This window comes from Pseudomonas sp. PSE14 (assembly GCF_029203285.1).
In the GTDB taxonomy this organism is placed as follows: domain Bacteria; phylum Pseudomonadota; class Gammaproteobacteria; order Pseudomonadales; family Pseudomonadaceae; genus Pseudomonas.
This window is the reverse complement of record NZ_CP115669.1, coordinates 723,537-748,588: the sequence shown is the minus strand read 5'-3', so window position 1 is coordinate 748,588 and position 25,052 is coordinate 723,537. Positions and strand designations below refer to the sequence as shown.

28 protein-coding genes and 1 riboswitch are annotated in these 25,052 nt (G+C 66.7%); of the genes, 5 read left to right on the top strand and 23 right to left on the bottom strand.

Translation table 11 applies throughout. From position 1 onward, the window contains the following. Positions 1-85 precede the first annotated feature (85 nt). The 8 genes from O6P39_RS03545 to O6P39_RS03510 are packed head-to-tail and all read right to left on the bottom strand — an operon-like array spanning position 86 to position 7,965. The gene (locus O6P39_RS03545) at positions 86-1,114 is read right to left on the bottom strand and encodes a septal ring lytic transglycosylase RlpA family protein (RefSeq protein WP_275610050.1); all 1,029 of its coding nucleotides are present in this window, start codon (positions 1,112-1,114) and stop codon (positions 86-88) included. Continuing rightward, on the bottom strand, positions 1,111-2,133 hold the full coding sequence (gene mltB / locus O6P39_RS03540; protein WP_275611878.1) for a lytic murein transglycosylase B: 1,023 nt from the start codon (positions 2,131-2,133) through the stop codon (positions 1,111-1,113). The genes O6P39_RS03545 and mltB overlap by 4 nt, the downstream gene beginning before the upstream one ends. An 8-nt stretch (positions 2,134-2,141) precedes the next feature. Further along, positions 2,142-3,245: a rod shape-determining protein RodA gene (gene rodA, locus O6P39_RS03535; RefSeq protein WP_275611877.1), complete on the bottom strand. Its 1,104-nt coding sequence runs from the start codon at positions 3,243-3,245 to the stop codon at positions 2,142-2,144. A 44-nt stretch (positions 3,246-3,289) separates the two neighbouring features. Then, positions 3,290-5,179, bottom strand: a complete 1,890-nt coding sequence (gene mrdA, locus O6P39_RS03530; RefSeq protein ID WP_275610049.1) for a penicillin-binding protein 2 — start codon at positions 5,177-5,179, stop codon at positions 3,290-3,292. A 15-nt stretch (positions 5,180-5,194) separates the two neighbouring features. Continuing rightward, positions 5,195-5,662 carry a 23S rRNA (pseudouridine(1915)-N(3))-methyltransferase RlmH gene (gene rlmH, locus O6P39_RS03525; RefSeq protein WP_205338922.1) on the bottom strand — a complete coding sequence of 156 codons (468 nt, stop codon included), beginning with the start codon at positions 5,660-5,662 and terminating at the stop codon, positions 5,195-5,197. Positions 5,663-5,669: 7 nt separating this feature from the next. After that, a complete protein-coding gene (gene rsfS, locus O6P39_RS03520; protein WP_275610048.1) occupies positions 5,670-6,023 on the bottom strand; it encodes a ribosome silencing factor in 354 nt (117 codons plus the stop codon). Between the two features lie 20 nt (positions 6,024-6,043). Further along, positions 6,044-6,700 carry a nicotinate-nucleotide adenylyltransferase gene (nadD, locus tag O6P39_RS03515; RefSeq protein WP_275610047.1) on the bottom strand — a complete coding sequence of 219 codons (657 nt, stop codon included), beginning with the start codon at positions 6,698-6,700 and terminating at the stop codon, positions 6,044-6,046. Next, entirely contained in the window at positions 6,700-7,965 is a 1,266-nt protein-coding gene (locus tag O6P39_RS03510) for a glutamate-5-semialdehyde dehydrogenase (protein ID WP_275610046.1), read from the bottom strand. Before O6P39_RS03510 ends, nadD begins: the two co-directional genes overlap by 1 nt. Positions 7,966-8,325: 360 nt before the next feature. Between O6P39_RS03510 and O6P39_RS03505 the strand changes: the two genes are divergently transcribed. Further along, entirely contained in the window at positions 8,326-9,552 is a 1,227-nt protein-coding gene (locus tag O6P39_RS03505; protein WP_275610045.1) for an alpha/beta hydrolase, read from the top strand. 208 nt (positions 9,553-9,760) lie between these two features. Here O6P39_RS03505 and O6P39_RS03500 read toward each other — a convergent pair whose 3' ends face one another. After that, positions 9,761-10,615, bottom strand: a complete 855-nt coding sequence (locus O6P39_RS03500) for a class I SAM-dependent methyltransferase (RefSeq protein WP_275610044.1) — start codon at positions 10,613-10,615, stop codon at positions 9,761-9,763. 63 nt (positions 10,616-10,678) lie between these two features. Between O6P39_RS03500 and O6P39_RS03495 the strand changes: the two genes are divergently transcribed. Together O6P39_RS03495 and O6P39_RS03490 are read left to right on the top strand one after the other, a co-directional pair. Further along, positions 10,679-11,398, top strand: coding sequence for a DNA-3-methyladenine glycosylase (locus tag O6P39_RS03495; RefSeq protein WP_275610043.1), 720 nt, complete (start codon positions 10,679-10,681; stop codon positions 11,396-11,398). Beyond that, on the top strand, positions 11,395-12,711 hold the full coding sequence (locus O6P39_RS03490; protein WP_275610042.1) for a bifunctional DedA family/phosphatase PAP2 family protein: 1,317 nt from the start codon (positions 11,395-11,397) through the stop codon (positions 12,709-12,711). Before O6P39_RS03495 ends, O6P39_RS03490 begins: the two co-directional genes overlap by 4 nt. A gap of 3 nt (positions 12,712-12,714) precedes the next feature. Here O6P39_RS03490 and O6P39_RS03485 read toward each other — a convergent pair whose 3' ends face one another. Then, positions 12,715-13,629 (bottom strand): LysR family transcriptional regulator, encoded by a 915-nt coding sequence (locus tag O6P39_RS03485; RefSeq protein WP_275610041.1) that lies wholly within the window; start codon positions 13,627-13,629, stop codon positions 12,715-12,717. A 102-nt stretch (positions 13,630-13,731) separates the two neighbouring features. Here O6P39_RS03485 and O6P39_RS03480 point away from each other — a divergent pair, with 102 nt between their 5' ends. Next, positions 13,732-14,019: a putative quinol monooxygenase gene (locus O6P39_RS03480; protein ID WP_275610040.1), complete on the top strand. Its 288-nt coding sequence runs from the start codon at positions 13,732-13,734 to the stop codon at positions 14,017-14,019. Between the two features lie 11 nt (positions 14,020-14,030). After that, positions 14,031-15,044, top strand: coding sequence for a zinc-binding alcohol dehydrogenase family protein (locus O6P39_RS03475; protein ID WP_275610039.1), 1,014 nt, complete (start codon positions 14,031-14,033; stop codon positions 15,042-15,044). Between the two features lie 26 nt (positions 15,045-15,070). On the opposite strand, the gene O6P39_RS03470 is transcribed toward O6P39_RS03475, so the two are convergent. The 13 genes from O6P39_RS03470 to nrdR all read right to left on the bottom strand — a co-directional run bounded on the left by O6P39_RS03470 (position 15,071) and on the right by nrdR (position 24,933). Then, positions 15,071-15,877 carry a cobalamin-binding protein gene (locus O6P39_RS03470; RefSeq protein ID WP_275610038.1) on the bottom strand — a complete coding sequence of 269 codons (807 nt, stop codon included), beginning with the start codon at positions 15,875-15,877 and terminating at the stop codon, positions 15,071-15,073. Further along, the gene (locus tag O6P39_RS03465) at positions 15,878-16,294 is read right to left on the bottom strand and encodes an MFS transporter (protein WP_275610037.1); all 417 of its coding nucleotides are present in this window, start codon (positions 16,292-16,294) and stop codon (positions 15,878-15,880) included. It abuts the gene before it with no gap. Next, positions 16,291-16,920 (bottom strand): GTP cyclohydrolase II, encoded by a 630-nt coding sequence (ribA, locus tag O6P39_RS03460; protein ID WP_275610036.1) that lies wholly within the window; start codon positions 16,918-16,920, stop codon positions 16,291-16,293. The genes O6P39_RS03465 and ribA overlap by 4 nt, the downstream gene beginning before the upstream one ends. A gap of 141 nt (positions 16,921-17,061) precedes the next feature. Then, the gene (locus O6P39_RS03455) at positions 17,062-17,709 is read right to left on the bottom strand and encodes a TIGR02281 family clan AA aspartic protease (protein WP_275610035.1); all 648 of its coding nucleotides are present in this window, start codon (positions 17,707-17,709) and stop codon (positions 17,062-17,064) included. A 5-nt stretch (positions 17,710-17,714) separates the two neighbouring features. Further along, positions 17,715-18,458 carry a transporter substrate-binding domain-containing protein gene (locus O6P39_RS03450; RefSeq protein ID WP_275610034.1) on the bottom strand — a complete coding sequence of 248 codons (744 nt, stop codon included), beginning with the start codon at positions 18,456-18,458 and terminating at the stop codon, positions 17,715-17,717. 9 nt (positions 18,459-18,467) lie between these two features. Beyond that, positions 18,468-18,983, bottom strand: a complete 516-nt coding sequence (locus O6P39_RS03445) for a phosphatidylglycerophosphatase A (protein WP_275610033.1) — start codon at positions 18,981-18,983, stop codon at positions 18,468-18,470. A 2-nt stretch (positions 18,984-18,985) separates the two neighbouring features. After that, positions 18,986-19,945: a thiamine-phosphate kinase gene (gene thiL, locus O6P39_RS03440; RefSeq protein ID WP_275610032.1), complete on the bottom strand. Its 960-nt coding sequence runs from the start codon at positions 19,943-19,945 to the stop codon at positions 18,986-18,988. A gap of 147 nt (positions 19,946-20,092) precedes the next feature. After that, on the bottom strand, positions 20,093-20,515 hold the full coding sequence (nusB, locus tag O6P39_RS03435) for a transcription antitermination factor NusB (RefSeq protein WP_275611876.1): 423 nt from the start codon (positions 20,513-20,515) through the stop codon (positions 20,093-20,095). A gap of 50 nt (positions 20,516-20,565) precedes the next feature. Continuing rightward, on the bottom strand, positions 20,566-21,042 hold the full coding sequence (gene ribE / locus O6P39_RS03430) for a 6,7-dimethyl-8-ribityllumazine synthase (protein ID WP_081517125.1): 477 nt from the start codon (positions 21,040-21,042) through the stop codon (positions 20,566-20,568). 97 nt (positions 21,043-21,139) lie between these two features. Then, positions 21,140-22,237 carry a bifunctional 3,4-dihydroxy-2-butanone-4-phosphate synthase/GTP cyclohydrolase II gene (ribBA, locus tag O6P39_RS03425; protein WP_275610031.1) on the bottom strand — a complete coding sequence of 366 codons (1,098 nt, stop codon included), beginning with the start codon at positions 22,235-22,237 and terminating at the stop codon, positions 21,140-21,142. Positions 22,238-22,253: 16 nt separating this feature from the next. Further along, positions 22,254-22,922: a riboflavin synthase gene (locus tag O6P39_RS03420; RefSeq protein ID WP_275610030.1), complete on the bottom strand. Its 669-nt coding sequence runs from the start codon at positions 22,920-22,922 to the stop codon at positions 22,254-22,256. A 156-nt stretch (positions 22,923-23,078) separates the two neighbouring features. Further along, positions 23,079-23,241: riboswitch (FMN riboswitch) on the bottom strand. A gap of 112 nt (positions 23,242-23,353) precedes the next feature. Continuing rightward, on the bottom strand, positions 23,354-24,454 hold the full coding sequence (gene ribD / locus O6P39_RS03415; RefSeq protein ID WP_275611875.1) for a bifunctional diaminohydroxyphosphoribosylaminopyrimidine deaminase/5-amino-6-(5-phosphoribosylamino)uracil reductase RibD: 1,101 nt from the start codon (positions 24,452-24,454) through the stop codon (positions 23,354-23,356). Positions 24,455-24,468: 14 nt separating this feature from the next. After that, complete coding sequence (gene nrdR, locus O6P39_RS03410) at positions 24,469-24,933, bottom strand: transcriptional regulator NrdR (protein ID WP_207884752.1); 465 nt, start codon at positions 24,931-24,933, stop codon at positions 24,469-24,471. Positions 24,934-25,052: the final 119 nt, after the last annotated feature.

The following is a 25,052-nucleotide window of genomic DNA, read 5'->3' as shown; positions in this document are numbered from 1 at the left end:
TCACTAATGGTCAAACAAACAATCCCCTCGTGGGGGAACTCATGCCGCGGCCTCTACGGACCACTGCGGCTCGTGCCGTGGAGACTCAGTCCAGATGCACGAGCTTGGGTTGGCCAAGATTGGCCACGCGGATGCTGTCCTGCATCCGGCTTGCTTCATCCTGCGTGTTGATCGGCCCCAGGCGCACTCGGTACAAGGTCTGCTGGTTGACCACGACCGAGCTGATAAAGGATTTCGCCCCCGTCAGGCTGCCGACCTTCTCCTTGAGAAGCTCCGCAGCGTCCGGGTTGGCGAAGGCACCCACCTGGAGATACAGGCCATCGGCTGGTAATGAAGCGTTTTTTTTTGAGTCGATCTGAACCGGCGCCACGGGCGCTGCGTGCTGCGTGGGCGGCGGGGTGTAGGTTTCGATCGATTGCGCCATGGCCACGGCCTGTGGCTGCGCGGCGGCCGGCTGCTGCGGGGCCATTTTCGGCAGCGCCATGATCATCGGCTGCGACTTGCCCTGGGAGGCCCACCAGCGATCCGGGTCGATACCCTCGACCTTGACCCGCGCGGTGCCGGTTTCGGCGTAACCGAGCTTCTTCGCCGCGGCGAAGGACAGGTCGATCACCCGGTCGGAATAGAACGGACCACGGTCGTTGACCCGGACGATCACGCTCTTGCCGTTGTCCAGGTTGGTGACGCGCACGTAGCTGGGCAGCGGCAGGGTCTTGTGCGCGGCGGTCATGCCGTACAGGTCGTACTGCTCACCGTTGGCGGTGGCCTGGCCGTGGAACTTGGTGCCGTACCAGGACGCGGTGCCTACCACGTTGTAAGTACGTGCGTCGTTCATCGGGTAGTAGGTCTTGCCCAGCACGGTGTAGGGGTTGTTCTTCACCGGCCCGTTGTGGCGCATCGGCACGGCATCAGGGATGCGCGAAACGTCGACGTCCCACCAGGGCGCGCCGTCGCGATGCGGGCGGTTGTAGTCGTAAGGGCCGGAAATGCCGCTGCTGGCGACTGGCTGCTGCTGCGGCGCGCGGTTACCCGTACAACTGGCGAGGAACACAGTGCTCAGGCCAACGCAGGCGGCCAGCGACCAGAGGCCGGGACTTGCGATTCGCTTGCTCAATGGACACCTCGCGCCTTGGCGATCTCGCCAGCCAGCTGATGGACCGCCATGGCATACATGGCGCTGCGGTTGTAACGGGTGATCACATAGAAGTTCGGCAGCCCGACCCAGTATTCGGAGCCCTGGTCGCCTTCCAGGCGCATGGCGGTGACCATCAGGTCGTCGCGCAGTACGTCATGGGTGCGCCAGCCCTGAGAGCGTAGCTGACCGAGGTTCAGCTGCGGCTCCAGGCCCTGGGTGATGGCATCCTCGGCGGTGGAGGTGCCCAGCTCGGCCTGCGACACCACCGGTTCGCCGGTGTGCCAGCCGTGCTGCTTGAAGTAGTTGGCGACGCTACCGATGGCATCGGTCGGGTCGCTCCAGATGTTGATGTGGCCGTCGCCGTCGAAGTCCACGGCATAGGCGCGGAAGCTGCTTGGCATGAACTGCGGCAGGCCCATGGCGCCCGCGTAGGAGCCGGTCAGGCTGAGCGGGTCGACCTGCTGTTCGCGGGCCAGGAGCAGGAACTGCTTGAGTTCCTTGCGGAAGAAGTCGGCGCGCGGCGGGTAGTCGAAGCCCAGGGTGGACAGCGCGTCCATCACCTTGAAGTTGCCGGTGTTGCGGCCGAAGAAGGTCTCTACGCCGATGATGGCGACGATGTATTGGGCCGGCACGCCGTATTCCTGCTCGGCGCGAGCCAGGGCCTCGGCGTTCTGGTTCCAGAAGTCCACGCCACGGTTGATGCGCGCGTCGGTGACGAAGATCGGGCGGTATTCCTTCCAGGTCTTCACCCGTTCGGCAGGGCGGGAGATGGCGTCGAGGATCGATTGCTTGCGTTCCACGTCATGGAACAACGCCATGAGCTGTTCGCCGGCGAAGCCGTACTCACGGGTCATTTCGCTGACGAACTCGGCCACTTGCGGCGAGCCATCGTAGTCGCCCGCGGCAGCGGCACCGGACATGCCGATCGCCCCCGCGATTCCGACCCAATGCACTCCCCTGGCAGCCCAGGCGCGCAATACTTGCATCCCTTTCTTCACTCTTGTCATCAAACCTGGGCGATCCACTTGCGATGGGTATGGATCGACATCAAAACCCCGAACCCTGACATCAGGGTCACCAGTGAAGTTCCGCCGTAACTAATGAAGGGCAGCGGAACCCCCACCACTGGCAACAACCCGCTGACCATACCAATGTTGACGAACACATACACGAAGAAGGTCATGGTGATACTGCCGGCGAGCAGCTTGCCGAACAGCGTCTGCGCCTGGGCGGTGATCCACAGCCCCCGGTAGATCACCAGCAGGTACAGCACCAGCAGGAGGCACACCCCGACCAGGCCGAACTCTTCGCCGAGCACGGCAATGATAAAGTCCGTGTGGCTTTCGGGCAAAAAATCCAGATGGGACTGCGTACCCAGCAGCCAGCCCTTGCCGAAGACCCCGCCCGAGCCGATGGCGGCCTTGGACTGGATGATGTTCCAGCCGGTGCCCAGCGGGTCGCTTTCCGGGTCGAGGAAGGTCAGTACGCGCTGCTTCTGGTAGTCGTGCATGACGAAGTACCACATGGCCACCGCCACCGGCACCGCCGCCGACACGGCCATGATGATCCAGCGCCAGCGCAGGCCGCCGACGAACAGCACGAAGGCGCCGGAGGCCAGCACCAGCATGGCGGTACCCAGGTCCGGCTGCTTGAGGATCAGCACGAAGGGCACCACGATCAGCGCCAGGCCCACCACGCTGTGCTTGAAGCCCGGCGGCAGCGAGCGCTTGGACAGGTACCAGGCGATGGTCATGGGCATCAACAGCTTCATGAACTCCGCCGGCTGGAAGCGGATCACCCCCGGGATGTTGATCCAGCGGGTCGCGCCCATGGCGTTGTGGCCCATCACGTCCACTACCACCAGCAGCGCCACGCCGATCAGGTAGCCCAGCGGCACCCAGCGGGCGAGGAAGCGCGGCTCGATCTGCGCCAGTACGAACATAGCCCCCAGGCCCAGGCCGAAGGATGACGCCTGCTTGATCAGCAGGTCCCAGCTCTTGCCGCTGGCCGAATAGAGGACGAACAGGCCGACGGAGACCAGGGTCACCAGCAGCAGGAGCAGCAGGCCGTCGATGTGCAGGCGCTGCAACAGGCTGGAGCGCCGCTTCATCACGTCTTCGTTGGACAGGGTGCGGTCGAAATTGCCGTTCTTGGTCATGGCTTGGCGGCCTCCGCCGTGGCCTGGGGCGCGTATTCAGGCTTGAGCTTGCCGTTCTCGTCGAGCAGCCAGGCGTCCATCACCTGCTTGAGCACGGGTGCGGCGACGCCGGAGCCGGACTCGCCGTTCTCCACCATCACCGCCACGGCGATCTGCGGGTTGTCCGCCGGGGCGAAGCCGACGAACAGGGCGTGGTCACGGTGCCGTTCGAGGAGCTTGGAGCGGTCGTACTTCTCGCCCTGCTTGATCGCCACCACCTGCGCCGTACCGGACTTGCCGGCGATGCGATAGACGGCGGTGGCGCCGACCTTGTGCGCGGTGCCACGGGCACCGTGGACCACCTGCTGCATGCCATTGTCGACCAGGCTCCAGTTGTTCGGGTCCTTGAGCAGGATGTCCGGCATCGGTTCGGGGTCCACTGGCGGCTGGCCGTCGATGGTCTTGGCCAGGTGCGGACGGATCCACTTGCCCTTGTTGGCGATCAGCGAGGTCATCTGCGCCAGTTGCAGCGGCGTGGCCTGCATGTAGCCCTGGCCGATGCCGAGGATCAGCGTCTCGCCGGGGAACCAGGCCTGGCGGCGCAGCGCGCGCTTCCATTGCCGGGAGGGCATCAGGCCCTCGGCCTCGCCGAACATGTCCAGGGCCACGCGCTGGCCGAAGCCGAACTCGCTCATGTAGTCGTGCAGGCGGTCGATCCCCAGCTTGTGGGCCAGGTCGTAGAAGTAGGTGTCGTTGGACCGCATGATCGCGGTTTCCAGGTTCACCCAGCCATCGCCCGAGCGGTTCCAGTTGCGGTACTTGTGGTCATAGTTCGGCAGTTGGTAGTAGCCGGGGTCGAACACACGGGTGGAGGGCGTCACCACGCCGGCGTCTAGGCCGGCGATGGCCACCGCCGGTTTTACCGTCGAGCCCGGCGGATAGAGGCCGCGCAGCACGCGGTTGTACAGCGGGCGGTCCTCGGAATCGCGCAGGGCGGAATAGTCCTTGAAGCTGATGCCGGTGACGAACAGGTTGGGGTCGTAGCTCGGCTGGCTGACCATCGCCAGCACGTCGCCGGTGGACGGCTGGATCGCCACGATGGCGCCACGACGGCCGGCCAGGGCCTCCTCGGCCTTGGCCTGCAGCTTGCTGTCGATGCTCAGTACGATGTCGCGGCCGGACACCGGCTCGGTGCGCTTGAGCACGCGCAGCACGCGGCCACGGGCGTTGGTCTCTACTTCCTCGTAACCCACGGTGCCGTGCAGTTCGTTCTCGTAGAACTTCTCCACGCCGGTCTTGCCGATGTGGTGGGTGCCGGAATAGGCCACCGGGTCGAGCTTCTTGAGCTCCGCCTCGTTGATCCGCCCGACGTAGCCGACCGAGTGGGCGAAGTGTTCGCCCAGCGGGTAATGGCGGACGAACTGCGCGGCCACGTCGACGCCGGGCAGGCGGTACTGGTTCACCGCGATGCGGGCGATCTGCTCTTCGGACAGCTCGAACATGATCGGCACCGGTTCGAACGGCCGGCGGCCCTGCTTCATGCGCTTCTCGAAGATGGCCTGGTCTTCCTCGGTGAGGCCGAGGATGTCCACCAGGGTCTTGAGCGTGTCCTTGAGGTTCTCGGTGCGCTCGCGGGTGATGGTCAGGCTGAAACTGGGACGGTTGTCGGCAATGATCACGCCATTGCGGTCGAAGATCAGCCCGCGGTTGGGCGGAATCGGCTGGACGTGGACTCGGTTGTTTTCCGACAGCGTCGAGTGGTAGTCGTACTGCGTCACCTGCAGGTGATACATGCGCGCCACCAGCACCAGCGCCAGCAGGAAGATCGCCACCCCGCCGACGATGACGCGGGCGCGGACCAGGCGGGCGTCCTTCTCGTGGTCCTTGAGCTGTATCGGCTGCGGCATCGAAAACGGCTACGACTACTTGTGGTAGGGGTGCCCGGACAGAACCGTCCAGGCGCGGTAGATCTGCTCGCCAACCAGGATGCGCACCAGCGGATGCGGCAGGGTCAGCGGCGACAGCGACCAGCGCTGTTCGCTGCGCGCGCAGACCTCCGGCGCCAGGCCTTCCGGCCCGCCGACCATGAGGTTGACGGTGCGCGCGTCCAGGCGCCAGCGGTCGAGCTCCTGCGCCAGCTGGGGGGTGCTCCAGGGCTTGCCTTCGACTTCCAGGGTGACGATGCGTTCCCCGGGCTGGACCTTGCTCAGCATGGCCTCGCCTTCCTGGCGAATCAGCCGCGCCACGTCGGCATTCTTGCCACGCGTGTTGAGCGGGATTTCCACTAGCTCCAGGGACAGCTCCGAGGGCAGGCGCTTGACGTACTCCTGCCAGCCCTCTTCCACCCAGCGCGGCATGCGCGAGCCGACCGCGATCAGACGCAGACGCACGGCGGACTTACTCGGCGCTGTGGTGTGCGCGGCTCTGCTCGGCGCCCTGCCACAGGCGCTCCAGGTCGTAGAACTGGCGGGTGGCCGGCTGCATGACGTGGACCACGACGTTGGCGAGGTCGATCAGAACCCACTCGCCGCCTTCCTGGCCTTCGCTGCCAATCGGCTTGACGCCCTGTTCCTTGACCTTCTCCAGCACGTTGTCGGCCAGCGACTTGACCTGGCGGCCGGAGCTGCCGGTGGCGATGACCATGACGTCGGTGATGCTGGTTTTCTCGCGCACATCGATGACGGTGATGTCCTGCGCCTTGAGATCTTCCAGAGCGGCGATGGCCAGCTCGACCAGTTGTTCGGTTTGCATTGAATGACTCTCTAACTTGATCAGTGAGGCGCCTGGTACAGGCCGTGTGCCTCGATATAGTTCAACACCGCGTCCGGCACCAGGAAGCGCGCCGAGCGCCCTTGCGACAGGAGTTGGCGAATCTGGGTGGCGGAAACTGCCAGCGGCGTCTGCCAGACGAAGGTGATCTGCCCGGCCGGGCCGGTCATCGCCTTCGGGTCGGCAACACTGCGCGCCGCCAGCAGGTCGCGCAGGTCTTCCGGCGGCTCGCTGTCGGCATCCGGGCGCTGCAGCACGACGACATGGCAGTGCTCCAGCAACTCTTCCCAGCGATGCCAGGTCGGCAGACCGCAGAATGCGTCCCAGCCGACCAGCAGGAACAACTGGTCCTGCTCATCCAGCTCCCCACGCAGCGACTCCAGGGTGTCGATGGTGTAGGAGGGTTTGTCACGTTTGAGCTCGCGGTCGTCGACCACCAGCGGGGCCACGCCGGCCACCGCCAGCTCGACCATCGCCAGCCGCTGCGCCGGCTTCACCTGCGGGGTGTCGCGGTGCGGCGGACGAGCGTTGGGCATCAGGCGCAGTTCGTCGAACTCGAACTGCTCTGCCATCTCCACCGCGCTGCGCAGGTGGCCGATGTGCACCGGATCGAAGGTGCCGCCGAACAGGCCGATCCGCCGGGGACGCGCCTTCTTCATCAGGTGCGCACGTGCCCGTCGCCGAACACCACGTACTTCTCGCTGGTCAGGCCTTCCAGGCCGACCGGGCCGCGGGCGTGCAGCTTGTCGGTGGAAATGCCGATCTCCGCGCCCAGGCCGTACTCGAAACCATCGGCGAAGCGGGTCGAGGCGTTGACCATGACCGAGGCCGAATCCACTTCGGTGAGGAAGCGGCGGGCGTCGGTGAAGTTCTCGGTGATGATCGCGTCGGTGTGCTGCGAGCCGTAGGTGTTGATGTGCTCGATGGCCTGTTCCAAGCCATCGACTATACGGATCGACAGGATCGGCGCGTTGTACTCGGTGCGCCAGTCTTCCTCGGTGGCTTCCAGCACGTCGTTGCCCAGCAGCGCGCGGGTGGCGGCGTCGCCGCGCAGCTCCACGCCCTTGTCGCGGTAGATGGCGGCCAGCGGCGGCAGCACGCGGTCGGCGATGCCGGAGTGGACCAGCAGCGTCTCCATGGTGTTGCACGGCGCGTAGCGCTGGGTCTTGGCGTTGTCGGCGACGCGGATCGCCTTGTCCAGGTCGGCGGCAACGTCGATGTAGACGTGGCAGATGCCGTCCAGGTGCTTGATCACAGGGACCTTGGCGTCGCGGCTGATGCGCTCGATCAGGCTCTTGCCGCCGCGCGGAACGATCACGTCGACGAACTCGGGCATGGTGATGAGCGCGCCGACGGCAGCGCGGTCGGTGGTTTCCACCACCTGCACGGCGCTCGCCGGCAGACCGGCGGCGGCCAGGCCCTGCTGGATGCAGGCGGCGATGGCCTGGTTGGAATGGATCGCCTCGGAGCCTCCGCGCAGGATGGTCGCGTTGCCCGACTTCAGGCACAGGCTGGCGGCGTCGATGGTCACGTTCGGACGGGATTCGTAGATGATCCCCACCACGCCCAGCGGCACGCGCATCTTGCCGATCTGGATGCCGGACGGCACGTAGCGCATGTCGCGGATCTCACCGATGGGGTCCGGCAGCGACGCGACCTGGCGCAGGCCCTCAATCATGTCGTCGATGCGTGCCGGGGTCAGGGCCAGGCGGTCCAGCATGGCTGGTTCCAGGCCATTGGCGCGGCCGTTGGCCAAGTCCTTTTCGTTGGCTTCGGTCAGCTGGGCGCGGGCGGCGTCCAGGGCATCGGCAGCGGCCAGCAGGGCTTGGTTCTTCTGCGCGGTCGTGGCGCGCGCGACAACGCGCGACGCTTCACGGGCGGCGCGGCCCAGGCGGCTCATATAGTCGAGAACGGACTCGGTCATGATCTAACGCGTCTGCGTGAGGGAAATGCGCGATTATAGCGGGACCGCGCCCTTACCGGCCAGCCACAGCAGCCGGCCGGTAGACAGGCCGTTTCACGCCCATCCGGGTAACGCCATCCCTGCGCACGCCCAGGCGCCCGGCGGCGAAACGGTGACACCCAGGCCGTTCCCCTCGCACATCGCCCCCCGAAGGTTGGGTAAACAAATTCGTATCCACTGTTTACTTTGCTCAGGGCCTGCAGTCGTTTCGCATCGGCCTCGCCTGAACGGCTGCAGGCCCTGGTGCGAAATGCCCCCGTGCCTCCATCACACGGCGCCAGGGAAGAACAACAAGAGGCGGCCCACCGCCGGAGAACTGCCATGCGCTATCGCACCGATTACAGCGCCCAGACGCTGAGCGCCGCTCCCGCGGTGCTCGATCTGGACGGTTGGCAACTGCATTACCAGGCCTTCTCCTCGCGGGAAGACGACCCCAGGCCGCCGGTACTGCTGCTGGGGGGCGCGTTCCAGAGCTTCCGCTCCTTCGCCAGCGAGGTCTCCGAGCTGCTCGCCGGGCATCCGGTGATCCTGCTCGACCTGCCCAGCCAGGGCGGCAACCTGCAACTGGCGCCAGAGCTGAGCCTGGAAGACCTGGCTGACCTGATCGCCGCCTTCGCCGAGACCCTGCAGTTGCCGCCGCTGATGCCCATCGGGCTGTCCTACGGCTCTGCGTTGGCGGCGCTGTTCGCCGCCCGCCACCCACGGCGTTGCGCGCGCCTGCTGCTGGCCGGCATCACCGCCTTCGGCCGTCCCGGCGCCCGCGCCTTGCTGGAAGAGGCCCTGGCCCGCCTGGAGCTGGGCGAGCAGGAGCCCTTCGCCTACGGCGTGCTGACCGGCCTGATCAACCCGCTGCGCCTGGCCGATACCGGTGTCTCCCCGGTATTTCGCAAGGCCCTGCTGCGGCAGTTGCAGCGCCTGACCCCGGCGGAAATCGAGCGCTACCGACAGAACAGCCAGCGCCTGCTGGCCTTCGGCGGCTTCGACCGCCATCCGCAGTGCCCGACCCTGGTGCTGGCCGGCGAATACGATCACTTCACCCAGCCGTGGGAGCACGCCGAGTTCGCCCACGCCTGTGCGGACGCGCAATTCGCCCTGATCCACAACGCCGACCACCTGGCCCAGTTCGAACGCCGCGACGCCTGCGCCCGGCTGTACAACCCCTTCCTGCGAGGTGAAGCCCTGCCCCGCAGCGCGGCGGGCAGCACACGCTTCCAGCGTCAGCAACTGCTGCATCTGGAGCGCCGTTTCGAACCGCGCCTGGCGCCGTCCGACACCCGTGCCGTGCTGCGCAATGGCGAAGGCGGCGAATGGCGCTGCGAGCTGGCGGAGCTGGGGTATTTCGGCGGGCTGATTCGCGTCCAACTGCCAGCCGAGCGCCCGGCACGGGGATGGAAGCTGGCCTCCGCCGACCTGCCCGAGCTGGATATCCTGCCGCTGCGCTACAGCGGCGACGGCCTGGCCTTCATCTTCGCCCACGGCGACCCACAGGCCAGCGCGGCGCTGGCGGCGATGGTGGTGCCGATGCAGCAGGGGGCCTTCGCAGCCTGATAAATAATCCCCGTAGGGCGCATGACGCCTCGGGAGTTATCCGCCATCAGCCGGGTCAATCGAAGAGAGGTGGCGGATAAAGCGTTCCGTTTTATCCGCCCTACGACCTGGCACCGTTCGCGAGCAAGCTCGCTCCTACAAAAAGCGGCTCCGGTGCATCCGGGACCTTGTAGGAGCGAGCTTACTCGCGAACCGCCCGGCCCAGAATCTAAACCCGCGCCTCGATCACCCGCACCAGACTCGGCATCCGCCCCTTCGGCAAGCCCAACCCCGCGCCATCCACCTGCGGATCGAGCACCGACACCCGGCCGAACCCGCAGCCGCGGAATGCTTCGCCGATCTCCCCGGCACTGCGGTAATGCAGCGGATACCCGCCCCGAGTCAGCCGCCCGATCAGCCCCACACCCCAGCGAATCTGCCGGTAGCGCGGATGCTCGCGCAGGTCAGGATAGAGCTCGGTCAGGTAGGTCGCCTCCGGGAATACCCGCAGCGCCTCCGCCAGCCGTCGCCAGAAGCCCTCGATCACCGGCCGCTGGAAGTAGTTCACCAGCCCTTCGGTGATCACCACCACCGGACGGCTCGGGTCGAGCCCGGCCAGCAGGGCGCCGAGGCTCTGCTCGCCGTGCTCGGCGAGGATATCCACGGGCCGCACGCGGTGCTTGCCGTCGAGCCAGCCCTGCTCCTGCAGCAGCTCCGACTTGCGCGCAGCCATGGGCGGCAGGTCGGCCTCGAGGTAAGTGAGCTGTGGATAACGCTGGCGGAAGCGCCGGCCACGGGGCGACAACCCGCAGGCGATCTCCACCACCTGGGTGACCCCGCGCTGCTCGATAGCCTGGGAGAGCCGGGCGTCGATCAGCAAATGACGCTGCAGCAGGAAGTCTTCGATATTCAGGCCGAAGCCGATGCGCGCGCCCCAGTTGATCGGCGCCACGCAGCCATGCACCCAGCGGCCGAAGGTCGTGGCGAAGGCCGGTTCGGCCAGTTGATGGCGGAACCACACGTAACCGGTGTAGTGCGCGCTTGGAGTGATGTGGGCGCTGTCGGCCCGGACGCGTTCAGCCATGGTTAAGATTCTTGTTGTTATGATTCGCCAGCCTAAGACCGGCTCTCCTGGCCCGACAATCCGATGCCCGACGAACCCAACCTAAGTTTGCCCTGGCCCGACGCCAATCCCCTGCCGGATACCTTCTTCAACCGCGATGCGCTCACCGTCGCCCGGGAACTGCTGGGCAAGGTGATCCGCCACCGGGTCGGCGACCTCTGGCTGTCGGCGCGGATCATCGAGACCGAAGCCTACTACCTGGCCGAGAAAGGCAGCCACGCATCCCTCGGCTACACCGAGAAGCGCAAGGCGCTGTTCCTCGACGGCGGGCACATCTATATGTACTACGCGCGCGGCGGCGATTCGCTCAACTTCAGCGCCGGCGGCGCCGGCAACGCCGTGCTGATCAAGTCCGGACACCCCTGGATGGACCGCATCTCCGGCGACGCCGCCCTGGCTTGCATGCGCCAGCTCAACCCGGCCGCCGACGGCAGCGAGCGCCCCATCGGCAAGCTTTGCGCCGGCCAGACCCTGCTCTGCCGCGCCATGGGCCTGAAGGTGCCGGACTGGGACGCCCAGCGCTTCGATCCGCAGCGACTGTTCGTCGACGACCTCGGCGAGCACCCCGCGCAAGTCATCCAGGCCGCGCGCCTGGGCATTCCCCACGGCCGCGACGAACACCTGCAATACCGCTTCGTCGATGCCGCCTTCGCCCCCTTCTGCACGCGCAACCCGCTGCGTCGCGGACAGGTCGAAGGACGCGACTACCACCTGCTCGAAACTCAGGACGCCCCACTGCGATGATCGACCTCGCTGCCTTCAACACCTGGATGGCCACCCACCCGCAATGGCTTGCCGGGGTCCTGTTCCTGGTCGCCTTCCTCGAATGCGCCGCCATCATCGGCATCCTCCTGCCCGGCGTGGTGATGCTCTTCGCCATCGCCGTGCTGGCCGGCAGCGGCATCCTGGGTCTGGGCGAAACCCTGGCGCTGGCGTTCTTCGGCGGCCTGCTGGGCGATATCTCGTCCTACTGGATCGGCCGCCACTTCCACCAGGACATCCGCCGCCTGCCTGTGCTGCGCCATCGCCCGGAATGGCTGGCCGGCGCCGAGGGCTTCTTCGCCCGCTACGGCGTCGCCAGCCTGCTGGTCGGCCGCTTCATCGGCGCGCTGCGGCCGTTCCTGCCGATGATCGCCGGCATGCTCGACATGCCCTTCGGCCGTTTCCTCGCCGTCTCGATCGTCGCCGCTGCCGGCTGGTCCATCGCCTACCTGGTGCCCGGCTGGGCAACCGGCGCCGCCATGCGGCTGCCGCTGCCGGAAGGTTTCTGGGCGGAGGCCGGGGTGGTTGCCGCGTGCATCGCGGCGGTGCTGGCGCTGATCATCCACGCCGAACTGCGCAAGGAACGCAACGCACCGCTGATCGGCGCCATTGGCTGCTTCGCCCTGCTGATCGCCATGCTGGTCGGCTGGCCGCACCTGGACGCCCTTGACCACGGCCTGATGGCGCTGGTGCAGGAGCATCGCCAGGGCTGGCTGGATGAGGTGATGGTGGCCGTCACCCGAGTCGGCGACTTCCGCACCCAGTTCATCGCCGGCGCCCTCCTCGCCCTGCTCCTCGCCGTGCTGCGCCTGTGGCGCCACGCCATCTTCGCCGCCGGCACCCTGGTCGGCACGGCGCTGCTCAACACCACGCTCAAGCACTTCTTCGGGCGCGCCCGCCCCGAGGTGATCGCCGACCCGCTGTCGGCCTTCAGCATGCCCAGCGGCCACGCATCGGCCTCCTTCGCCTTCTTCCTGGTGCTCGGCGTGCTGGCCAGCCGCGAGAAAAGCCCGCGCGTGCGCCTGACCTGGATGCTGCTGGCAGTCATCCCGGCGGCCTTCATCTCCATTTCGCGGGTTTACCTGGGCGCCCATTGGCCCAGCGACATCACCGCCGGCGCCCTGCTCGGCGCCTCGGTGTGCGCCGCCAGCCTGTGGATAAGCCAGCGCCGCCTGGAGCTGTCAGCCCTGGCGCCCCGCCTGTGGTGGAGCCTGCTGCCGACCGTCCTGATGTTGCTGGCCTTCGCCAGCATCTGGGGCCTGGGCAGCGCCATTCATCGCTACCAGCCCCTCTAGGGTTTACGCCCAGGGCCGATCCCGCATCAGCTCGGCGCAGCGCAACTGGATGAACTCGCGCAGCTGAGTCACCGCCCGGCTGAGCTGCGCGCGGTGGGTGCAGAACAGATTCATCGGCGTGGCTTCGCCCAGGTAGTCCGCCAACGCCACCTCCAGGCGGCCGGCGCGCACGTCAGCCGCCACGTCCAGCCAGGACTTGTACACCAGGCCCTGCCCCGAGACCGCCCAGCGGCGCACCACGTCCGCGTCATCACAGAGGCGGTCACCGCGCACCGTCACCTCGTGCTGTTTGCGGCTGTCGCTGAAGCGCCAGCGCTCATGGGCGCGGCCGCCGAGCATGTAGAGCAGGCAGTTGTGCTTTTGCAGCTCGTCCGGATGCCTGGGCTTGCCGTGGCGGGTGAAGTAGTCCGGCGCGGCGCAGAGTACCCGGCGGTTGTCCGGGGCCAGCGGCAGCGCCACCAGGTTCGAATCCCCCGGCAAGCCCAGGCGGAACGCCACGTCCACCGGCTGGCGGTAGAGATCGGCCTGGCGGTCGCTGATCAGCAGGCGCAGGTTCATCCGTGGATGCAGTGTCTGGAACTCGTCGAGCCAGGGCAGCAGCACGTTGCGGCCGAAATCCGAAGGCGCCGAGACCTGGAAGTTGCCGGCGATCTCGCTCTTGCCGCCGGCCAGCAACTGGCGGCCATCATCCAGGCTCTGTAACGCCGCGCGGGCATGGGCCAGGTACAGCTCGCCCTCGGCGGTCAGGCGCAGGCTGCGGGTGGAGCGGGCGAACAGCCGCACGTCCAACTCGCTTTCCAGGCGCTTGAGCGCCGCGCTGGCCACCGCCGGCGATAGTTCCAGCTCGCGGGCCGCGGCCGAGAGACTGCCGTGTTCGGCGGTGCGGACGAAGATCTGCAGGTCGTCGAAACGCAACATTTTCAAAATTCCTTTGAAAGAGACTCTCTACTTACGCGGTTTTTCTTGATGGCGAAAGAGAGCAGCATGCCTTCACCTTCAACGCACCTGGAGACCTTACGGATGAGCCTGACCCTGATCGCCATCATTCGCGCCAAGCCCGGCCGCGCGGACAGCCTGCAGCAGCACCTGCACGACATGCTCGCGCCGTCCCGCGCCGAAGCCGGTTGCCTGCAGTACGACCTGCACCGCGACATCAAGGACGCCGATCTGATCTACATGATCGAGCAGTGGCGTGATGAAGACGCCCTCGCCGAACACGAAGCGAGCCCGCACTTCCAGGCCCTGCTGAAGGCCTCCGAACCTGACCTGGCGGAACTCGACATTCGCCTGATGAACCGCATCGACTGAAAGGAACGCCCATGAAAGCCATCGGCTACACCCAGAGCCTGCCCAGCAGCGACCCGAACGCCCTGATCGACATCCAGTTGCCGGAGCCCACGCCCGGCCCGCGCGACCTGCTGGTGGAGGTCCGCGCCATTTCCGTCAACCCGGTGGACACCAAGGTGCGCCTGCGCGCCCAGCCCGCCGAAGGCCAGTACAAGGTGCTCGGCTGGGACGCCAGCGGCGTGGTCCGCGCGGTGGGCAGCGAAGTCAGCCTGTTCAAGCCGGGCGACAAGGTCTGGTACGCCGGCGACCTGACCCGCCCCGGCAGCAACGCCGAGTTACAGTTGGTGGACGAGCGCATCGTCGGCCATATGCCGCAGAGTCTCGACTTCGCCCATGCCGCCGCCCTGCCGCTGACCACCATCACCGCCTGGGAGCTGCTGTTCGACCGCCTGCAGGTAGCCGAGGGCAGCGCCAGCAAGGGCCAGAGCCTGCTGATCGTCGGCGCGGCCGGCGGCGTTGGCTCGATCCTCACCCAACTGGCGCGCCAGCTCACCGGCATGACCGTGATCGGCACCGCGTCGCGGCCGGAAACCCAGGAATGGGTGCGCAACCTCGGCGCGCACCACGTGATCGATCACCGCAAACCGCTGAGCGAGGAGCTCAAACGCATCGGCATCGGCGAAGTCACCCACGTGGCCAGCCTGAACCAGACCGAACAGCACCTGGCCGAGATCGTCGCCAGCCTGCGCCCGCAAGGCCGCCTGGCGCTGATCGACGACCCGGAGAACCTCGACGTGCGCCTGCTCAAGCAGAAGAGCCTGTCGCTGCACTGGGAGTTCATGTACACCCGCTCGATGTTCCAGACCGACGACATGATCGAGCAGCACAAACTGCTGCAACGCGTGGCCGGGCTGATCGACAGCGGCGTGCTGAAGACCACCCTGGGCGAGCACTTCGGCCGAATCGACGCGGCCAACCTGCGCCGCGCCCACGCGCTGCTGGAGAGCAATACGGCCAAGGGCAAGATCGTGCTGGAGGGGTTCTGATACAGGCGCTCGCGAACCCACCCCACTCAGTCCGTGACCTTGGCCCCCGCCAACAACCGGCAGAGCTTCTCGGTGGCATCGAGCATCGCGTAGCTCGGTCGCTCCAGATTCTTGTCGGGGATGGGCCAGAGCTGGCCCAGGCGCGTGGCGGTGAGCTGCGGCATCTGTGTCCAGGATTGCAGCTCGGCATGGCTGCCCCCCAGGATCACCTCCGGATCGCGCGCCAGCACGGCCTCCTGGCTGACCTGCGGCGCCGGCAGGCTGAGGTCGGCGAACAGGTTGCGGCCGCCGCACACGCCCAGCGCATCGCTGATGATCTGGTTGCCGCCCAGCGTGTAGAGCGGGCGATTCCAGACCTGATAGAACACCTTCAGCGGCCGCTCCCGGTGGAACTGGCTACGCAGCGTCTGCAAACGCTCTTCGAAATGCTTCGCCAGCACCTGTCCCTGTTCCTGCCGGCCCAGGCGCTCGCCCAGCTCGCGCAGTTGCCGCGCGACGTCCTCCAGGCGATGGGGATCAGCGATGTAGAGGGGAATACCGAAGGATTTCAGCCGCGCCAACTGCGCTTCCGGCACGGCGCCGGGCCACACCAGCAGCAGATCGGGGCGCAGGTTGAGCACCTGCTCCAGATTCACCTGCCCATAACGCCCCACCGACGCCAGGCCATCCAGCCCCGGCGGACGCGGCCCACCATCGAGCACGCCGACCAGCCGGTCGGCCGCGCCGAGTTCGAGCACCATGTCGGTGAGGGACGGCGCCAGGCTGACCACCCGCTCCGCCGCCGCCAACGGCAGCGCCAGCAGCAGTGAAAGCAGGCAGAGGAGACGACGCATTCAGACGAGCTGGCGGGGAATGCGGTACAGCCAGAGGATGACCAGGCTGGCCAGCCCCAGCAGTAGGACGGCGACGCCACTCAGGTCGACCAGCACCGCCAGAGCACCGAGCCAGGCCGGCAGGCTGCCGACCAGCACGCCACGGCGTTGCGCGGCGCCGAGCGCCTGCCAGGCCGCGGGCTCTTCGGCGGAGTCACGGGCGTTCTGCGCGGCGACCAGCGCGCGCTTGTAGCCACGGAACAGCGGCAGGGTGAAGAACATCGAGATCAGCCCGGCGACGAAAACCGGCGTGGCCAGCTGTTCAGACCAGCCCGTTTCACCCACCAGCGCCAGCAGCAGATGCTGCGGCGCCAGCGCGAGGGCCAGCAGCAGCCACCAGATCAGATTCAGCCGGCGCCGCGCGACGGCGCGGTTCACGAAGCTTCGACCTCGGCCTCGGCTTCGCCCTGATGCATGTTGCCCAGCATGTGGCCGAGCTTGCCGGCCTTGGTCGCCAGGTAGCGCTTGTTGTGCGGGTTCAGGCCCTTCTGCAGCGGCACCCGCTCGGCAACGGTCAGGCCGTAGCCTTCCAGCGCCTTCACCTTGCGCGGGTTGTTGGTCATCAGCTTCAGCGAGCAGACGCCCAGGTGCTTGAGCATCGGCAGGCACATGGCGTAGTCGCGCTGGTCGGCGCCGAAACCCAGGGCCAGGTTGGCTTCCACGGTGTCCGCACCCTCATCCTGCAGGGCGTAGGCGCGAATCTTGTTGAGCAGGCCGATGCCACGGCCTTCCTGACGCAGGTACAGCAGCACGCCGCGACCTTCTTTGGCGATGGCCGAGAGTGCGCCTTCGAGCTGGAAACCACAGTCGCAGCGCAGGCTGAACAGCGCATCGCCGGTCAGGCACTCGGAGTGCAGACGTCCCAGCACCGGCAGGCCGTCGTCGAGCTGGCCCATGGTCAGGGCGACGTGTTCCTTGCCGGTTTCCTCATCGAGGAAGCCATGCATGGTGAACTCGCCGAAGGGAGTGGGCAGCTTGGAGGCGGCGACGAAAACGACAGACACCGGAAACTCCTGAAAGATTTATCTAAGGAAGGAGGACCGGCATTGTAGCAGCAGCGCCGGCCGCACCGTCATTGCGAATTCTGCAAGATAAGCATCGACGCTATCGATGGAAGCGGCGCGCAGCAGATTCTGGGCAAGCTCTCAATGCTTGGCCTGGATGTACATCATCCCTTGATCCTCACGCCAACCCACGCGGTTGAGGTAGCTCATGCCGAGCAGGATTTCGGTGGGGAATTCGCCTTCCAGCACCACCGCTTCCACGCCCAGCACCTCGACGCCACCGAGCTTCACGCTGTTGAGCGAAACCTTCCAGCCCCTGGCTGTGCCGCTCGCGGTGGAGGCCATCATGGGTGTGCCAACGGCGCGGTAGTCGATACCCAGGCGGCGTGCCTGGCCTTCGTTCATCGCCACCGAGGTGGCGCCGGTGTCCACCAGGAACTGCGCGCTCTGGTTGTTGATGGTCCCGGAGACCCAGTAGTGGCCTCCGTTGCCGCGGGCGATGCTCATCTCGGTGCGCGCCGCCGGCGCCGAATAACCGCCGTCGTTGTACTCGCGCTCCAGCGCGTAGCTCTGCTCCATACCGCCGACGCGCAGCACGGCCTTGTGGGCGTCGGCACTGATCAACTGGATGCCTTCCGGACCGGTCTGGCCCACCTTGAGCAGCTTGCGCTGGCCATCGATGTTGAGCACCGCCGCTCCGGGGAACAGCCCCACCACGCGCACCTGGGGCGCAGCCAGCGCCAGCGCGGAGCAGAAGGACAGGCAGAACAGCAGGAACAGGCGCGGCATCACGATCACTCCTTGGGTGGCAGCAGCGGCTTCAACGGGGCATAGGGCCAATGCCAGCGCTTGAACAGGCGCTCCAGTTCGCCACTGCGATAGAGCACCTGCATACGCGCATCGAACAGCTGCGCCAGCGCGCGGCCGCGTTCGTTGTTGGCAAAGCCAAGATACAGCGGAATCGAGGCGATATCGGTGATCCGGTAGACGCTGGCATCGACGCCCTTGCCCTGGAGCATTTCCTCCAACTCGGGGCGGGCATCGATGAAATAGTCGATTCGCCGGTTAGCGAGCATCGGCAATGCCGAGCTGCGGCGTTGCAATTCGTTGCGCTGTGTCAGGTGATCCAGGTAGCGGTCGAAGGCGTAGCCGCGCATCCAGGCCAGGCGGAAGCGGGCCAGGTCGGCCAACGTCGGCGCCGGGGAATCCTTGCGCCCCAGCGCGCCGATGGGGTCGACGTCGTAGGGCCAGCGCGGGTAGATGACGTTGCTGATTTCGTCACGATAGGAGCCAACCCAGGCGTCCGCCTCGCCGCGCTGCACCAGGCCGACCGAGCGCACATAAGGCTCGCTGCGCGGGACCAGGCGCACGCCCTGCGGCTCGTACAAGGCACGCAGGAGATCCCAGGCCAACCCACGGCCATCGGCCTGGGTGTAGTTGACCCAGGCTTCGCTGGCGACACGAATTTCAGTGGGCGGGCCATCCGCCCATGCCGGCAGCCACCACAGTACGCAAAGCAGGTACAGCAGTCGGCGCATCGATCTTCCTCAGATCAGCCAGCGGGCCCAACCCCAGGTCAGCCCCTGCATCACCAGCCAGGCGAACACGCCGGCCAGCACGTCATCGAGCATGATGCCCACGCCGCCATGGACGTTGCGGTCGACCCAACTGATCGGCCAGGGCTTGGAAATATCGACGATGCGAAACACCACGAACCCGACCAGCAGCCACCACCAGCCTTCCGGCACCAGCCAGAGGGTGATCCACATGCCGACCATCTCGTCCCAGACAATCCCTTCGTGGTCATGCACCCGCAGGTCGTCCGCCACTTTGCCGCATAGCCAGAAGCCGAACAGCATGGTCACGCCCAGCATCAGCCAATACCCCCAGTCCGGGAGCAACTGCCACAGTGGTATGAAGGGTAGCGCAACCAGCGAGCCCCAGGTGCCGGGCGCCTTGGGCAGGGTGCCGGAACCGAAGCCGAAGGCCAGGAAATGCCAGGGATTGCTCCATACCGAATGGGGCACGGGCTGTGCGGGAGCCTGGTCGGGGTGTTCTGTCACGGTCACTCCATGAAATGCAGGTAGCCGCCCTGGCGCGGCGTGATATCGGCCCCCTGCGCGTCCAGCACGCGAACGCCGGAGCCGGCCTCCACCCTACCGACCACACAGAGTTGCGGCCAGTTCGCGGAAAGAACGGGCAAGTGCTCGGGCGGCAGCGTGAAGGCCAGTACGTAATCATCCCCCGCGCCGAGCTTCAGTTGTCGTGCGCGCTCGGCACCCAGCAGCGCCTCCAGCGGCGCGCTCGCGGGCAAACGCTCGGCCTCGATGACCAGCGCCACACCGGAAGCTCGGGCGATATGCCCACAGTCGGCCAGCAGTCCGTCGGAAACATCCAGCGCCGCACTGGCCATGCCCCGCAGAGCCTGGCCGAACGCCAGTTGCGGCTGGGGCGACCAGTAGCGCGCCAGCAGCGGCTCGGCGATGGCCGGCTCGGCTGAAAGCTCCCCCAGCACCAGCGGCAGCGCGCCGCCCGCTTCGCCCAACGCACCGCCGACACAGAGCAGGTCGCCCGGCCGGGCGCCGGCACGGGTGATCGCCTGCCCGGCGGGCACGGCGCCGAACACGGTGATGGTCATGGACAACGGGCCACGAGTGGTATCGCCGCCGATCAGCGCCATGGCGCACTCCTGGGCCTTCAGGTTCAGGCCACGGGCGAAACCTTCGAGCCAGGCCGGGTCAGCCTCGGGCAAGGTCAGGGCCAGGGTGAAGCCGATGGGCGAGGCGCCCATCGCGGCCAGGTCGCTGGCGGAGACCGCCAGGGCGCGCTGGCCAAGAAGGAAGGCATCGCAGACAGCGGGGAAATGCACGCCGGCGACCAGGGTATCGGTGGAAATCGCCAGCTGTTCGCCGGCTTTGGGCGCAAGAAGCGCACAGTCATCGCCGATCCCCAATGCCACTACCTCGCCGCCGGCCGCACAGGCGGCCGAGGCGAAGTAGCGACGGATCAGCTCGAACTCACCCATGCTCAGAACCTGTTCAGGATCTGTAGCGAGAGGCCGTCAGCGGAACGAAGAGCAGCACAGGAACCGGAGTTTATGAGCCATAAATGAGGATTCCGAGCAGCGCATGAGTTCCGATCACGGTCTCGCAGTAAGAGCATGGACAGGTTCTCAGCGCTTGGCGCCGCGCAGTTCGGCGGCGCGCAGGCGCGGGGCCAACTTGTCCAGCACGCCGTTGACGAACTTGTGTCCGTCGGTGGCGCCGAAGGTCTTGGCCAGCTCGATGCCTTCGTTGATGACGACCTTGTAGGGTACGTCCAGGCGGTTGCGCAGCTCGTAGGTGGAAAGGCGCAGGATCGCCAACTCGACCGGGTCGATCTCTTCCAGCGCGCGGTCCAGGCAAGGGGTGAACTCCTTGTCCAGCTCGCCCTTCAGGCGCGGCACGCCGTGGAGGATTTCGTGGAAATAGGCGCCGTCGACATCGCTGAAGTCGTTATCGACGCGGAAGGCGGCCTCGATCTCGTTGAGCGGCTGGCCCGCCATCTGCCAGGAATACAGGGCCTGCACCGCGAGGCTGCGAGCCTTGCGACGCATGGCGATCTTGTTGGGCTTGGCGGGTTTGGCCGGAGTACCGCTGTCCTGGCTCACTTGGCCTCCAGCTGCGACAGCAGGCTCACCATTTCCAGGGCGGACAGGGCAGCTTCGGCGCCCTTGTTGCCGGCCTTGGTGCCGGAGCGCTCGATAGCTTGTTCGATGGAGTCTACGGTCAGCACGCCGAAGGCGACCGGCACGCCGAACTGCAGGGAAACCTGCGCCAGGCCCTTGGTGCATTCGCCGGCTACGTATTCGAAGTGCGGGGTGCCGCCACGGATCACCGCGCCGAGGGCGATGATGGCGTCGAACTCACCGCGCTGGGCGACTTTCTGCGCTACCAGCGGGATTTCGAAGGCGCCCGGAGCGCGGATCACGGTGATTTCGCTCTGGGCGACGCCATGGCGCACCAGCGCGTCGATGGCGCCTTCCACCAGGCTTTCCACCACGAAGCTGTTGAAGCGGCCAACCACCAGGGCGAAGCGGCCTTTGGGGGCGATGAAGGTACCTTCGATGGTCTTCAGGGTCATGGGCAGGTCTCGTCTGTTAAAGAGCCGGAGCGTCTCGTGACGCTCCGCAAATAGGGTAGAAGAACGGCACCGCCGTGCCAGGGCACGGCGGTAGGGTTCATTCAGCGGGCAGGTATTCTACTACTTCGAGATCGAAACCGGATATCGCGTTGAAGCGCATCGGTGCCGACATCAGGCGCATCTTGCGTACACCCAGGTCGCGCAGGATCTGCGAACCGGCGCCCACGGTGCTGTAGGTGGTGGTCGGTTTCTGCACCGGAGCATGGGCGTTGGTGATCTCGCGGACGTGCGCCAGCAGGTCCTCGCCGCCAACCTGGTGGCCCAGCAGCAGGACTACGCCGGTGCCGGCCTCGGCCACCTTGGCCATGGCTGCACGCAAGCTCCAGCGGCCCGCCTGGTTGACCATCAGCAGGTCGCGCAGCGGGTCGGGGTTGTGCACGCGAACCAGGGTCGGCTCTTCCGCGCAGACGTTGCCCAGGGTCAGCGCCAGGTGCACGTCGCCTTCCACGGAGTCGCGGTAGGTGATCAGCTTGAACTGGCCCAGTTCGGTGTCCAGCGGCTGTTCCGCGAGGCGCTCGACGGTGCGCTCGTGGATCAGGCGGTAGTGGATCAGGTCGGCGATGGTGCCGATCTTGATGCCGTGCTGCTGGGCAAACTCTTCCAGTTCCGGGCGGCGGGCCATGGTGCCATCGTCGTTCATGATCTCGCAGATCACGCCGGAGGGCTCGAAACCGGCCATGCGCGCCAGGTCGCAGGCCGCCTCGGTGTGGCCGGCGCGAGCAAGCACGCCGCCGGGCTGGGCCATCAGCGGGAAGATGTGGCCGGGGCTGACGATGTCGGCGGCGACAGCGTTCTTCGCCGCGGCGGCCTGCACGGTGCGGGCGCGGTCAGCGGCGGAGATGCCGGTGGTGACGCCCTCGGCGGCCTCGATGGAGACGGTGAACTTGGTGCCGAAGCCGGAACCGTTGCGCTGCACCATCAGCGGCAGGCCGAGGCGTTCGCAGCGTTCGCGGGTCATCGGCATGCAGATCAGGCCGCGGGCGAAGCGCGCCATGAAGTTGATGTCTTCGGTGCGGACGCACTCGGAGGCGATGATCAGGTCGCCTTCGTTCTCGCGGTCCTCGTCATCCATGAGGATGACCATCTTGCCCTGACGCATGTCGTCGAGCAGTTCTTCAATGCTGTTGAGTGCCATACGGGGACAAGCCTTATCAGTGTTTCAGAAAGCCGTTTTCGGCCAGGAATGCTTCGGTGATGCCGGTCGAGCCGGCAGCGGGTTCGGCGGCCTTGTCGCCCAGCAGCAGGCGCTCCAGGTAGCGCGCCAGCAGGTCGACCTCCAGGTTGACCAGGCGCCCGGGGCGGTAGTCGGCCATGATGGTTTCCTGCACGGTGTGCGGAACGATGGTCAGCTCGAACTCGGCGCCATTGACCGCGTTCACCGTCAGGCTGGTGCCATCCACGGTGATCGAGCCCTTGAGCGCGATGTACTTGGCCAGCTCGCGCGGCGCGCGCACGGTGAACTGGATGGCGCGGGCGTTTTCCTCGCGCTTGACGATCTCGCCGACGCCGTCGACGTGACCGCTGACCAGGTGGCCGCCCAGGCGGGTGGTCGGGGTCAGGGCCTTTTCCAGGTTCACCCGGCTGCCGACCTTGAGCTGCGCGAAAGCGGTGCGCGCCAGGGTCTCGCGGCTGACGTCGGCCCAGAAGCCGTCGCCGGGCAGGTCCACCGCGGTCAGGCAGATGCCGTTGACCGCGATGCTGTCGCCGAGCTTGACGTCGGCGAGGTCGAGCTTGCCGGTCTTCACGTACAGCCGGACGTCACCGCCCTTTGGGGTGATGGAGGCGATGCTGCCGATGGATTCGATTATGCCGGTGAACATGTTGCCTCCCGCACGACGAAGGCGGCTGGCCGGCAGGCCCGCGAAGCCAACTGGGAAAGATGTTGCATAGTGGCGAACTCCTGTTTTGGTTAGAAAACAGGGCGTATCGGATCGAAGGGATTTCGCGGACGTGCACAGGCACGCCCCGTTGGCTCATCCCGTTCTCTCTTCATCCGGACTGTTACCGTCGGCCCCGGAATCACACCGGGTCTGCTGACCTTGCACATCCGGCGAACCGGTCGTGACAAGCGCTCGCGGGCTAGGCGTATTGCACGCCATTACCGCCGGTGGGGACTTGCACCCCGCCCTGAGAACGTCAATCGCGGTCGTTTACAACGTCAACCGCGTGTGGCGTTTTACCACAGGCCGGCACAAGTCGGAAGGTTCTGTTTATTCAGTCACCCGCATTCGCCGGGCGACGAATGCGGCCGTCAGCGCGGGCGGGCCGTGACCAGCCAGTCGTCGCCCACCGCGCGGATGTCGCTGATCTTCAGCTCGCGGGATTCGGCCATGCGCTCCAGCGGCAGCTCCAGCAACGGGCGCGCGGACGAACCGAGCAGCTTGGGCGCCATAAAGATGCAGTATTCGTCGACCAGACCCAGGCGGGCGAATGCTCCGGCCAGGCGCGGGCCGGCTTCCACCAGCACTTCATTGACGCCACGGCGGCCCAGCTCGGCCATCAGGGCAGGCAGGTCGACCCGACCGTCATCACCGGCCAGCACCAGCTGGTCGTGACCGGCTTGGGCATAGTCCGAGGCTTCTCGCGTGCTGACCACCAGTGCCGGCCCCGCCTGGAAGAATGCGGCGCTCAGCGGCACGCGCAGGCGCCCGTCGATCAGCACCCGCAGCGGCGGACGGCGCATCGCCAGTTCGCTCTGCTCGGCATCCAGCCCGAGCTCGCCGGGGCGGACGGTCAGTCGCGCATCGTCCATCAGCACGGTATCGGCGCCGGACAGCACCACGCTCGACTGTGCACGCAGCCGCTGCACGGCCCGGCGCGCCGCCGGGCCGGTGATCCATTGACTCTCGCCGCTGGCCATCGCGGTGCGGCCATCCAGGCTCATCGCCAGCTTCACCCGCACAAAGGGCAAGCCGGTTTCCATGCGCTTGAGGAAGCCGGGGTTCAGCGCACGGGCTTCGCTCTCCAGCACGCCGGAACGCACCGCGATGCCCGCGTCGGCGATGCGCCGCATGCCGTTGCCGGCAACCTGCGGATTGGGGTCCTGCATGGCCGCCACCACCCGCGCCACGCCGGCCTTCACCAGCGCATCCGCGCAGGGCGGCGTGCGGCCGAAGTGGCTGCACGGCTCCAGGGTGACGTAGGCGGTGGCGCCACGGGCCTTGTCGCCGGCCTGGCGCAGTGCGTGGACCTCGGCGTGCGGCTCGCCGGCGCGCACGTGCCAGCCCTCGCCGACCACTTCGCCGTCACGCACGATGACGCAGCCGACCCGGGGGTTGGGATGGGTGGAATACCAGCCCTTGCGCGCCAGTTCGATGGCACGGGCCATCCAGGCCTCGTCCAGGGTGTTCATCGGGTCGAGGTCGCTCATTCTTTCGAGGGCTCGCGGGCCAGGCGCTCGATCTCCTCGCGAAACTCGTTGAGGTCCTGGAAGCGGCGATAGACCGAGGCGAATCGGATGTAGGCGACTTCGTCGAGCTTCTGCAGTTCGGCCATCACCAGTTCCCCCAGCACCCGCGACTTCACTTCGCGCTCGCCGGTGGCGCGCAGCTTGTGCTTGATGTGCGCCAGCGCCTCCTCCAGCCGCTCGATGCTCACCGGACGCTTCTCCAGCGCGCGCTGCATGCCGGCGCGCAGCTTGTCCTCGTCGAATGGCTGGCGACTGCCGTCCTGCTTGATCAGGCGTGGCATGACCAGTTCAGCGGTCTCGAAGGTGGTGAAGCGCTCGCCGCAGTTCAGGCACTCACGGCGCCGGCGGACCTGATCGCCTTCGGCGACCAGGCGCGAATCGATGACTTTGGTGTCGTGGGCGCCGCAGAAGGGACAATGCATGGCGAGTCTTGTACGAATGAGGGAAAGGCTCATGGTAGCGCATCGCTCTGCCAATGAAACCCTGGCCTCCCCGAGACAAGCCGGACGCTTTAGGCTATACAGGCGCCCGCCTGGAAATG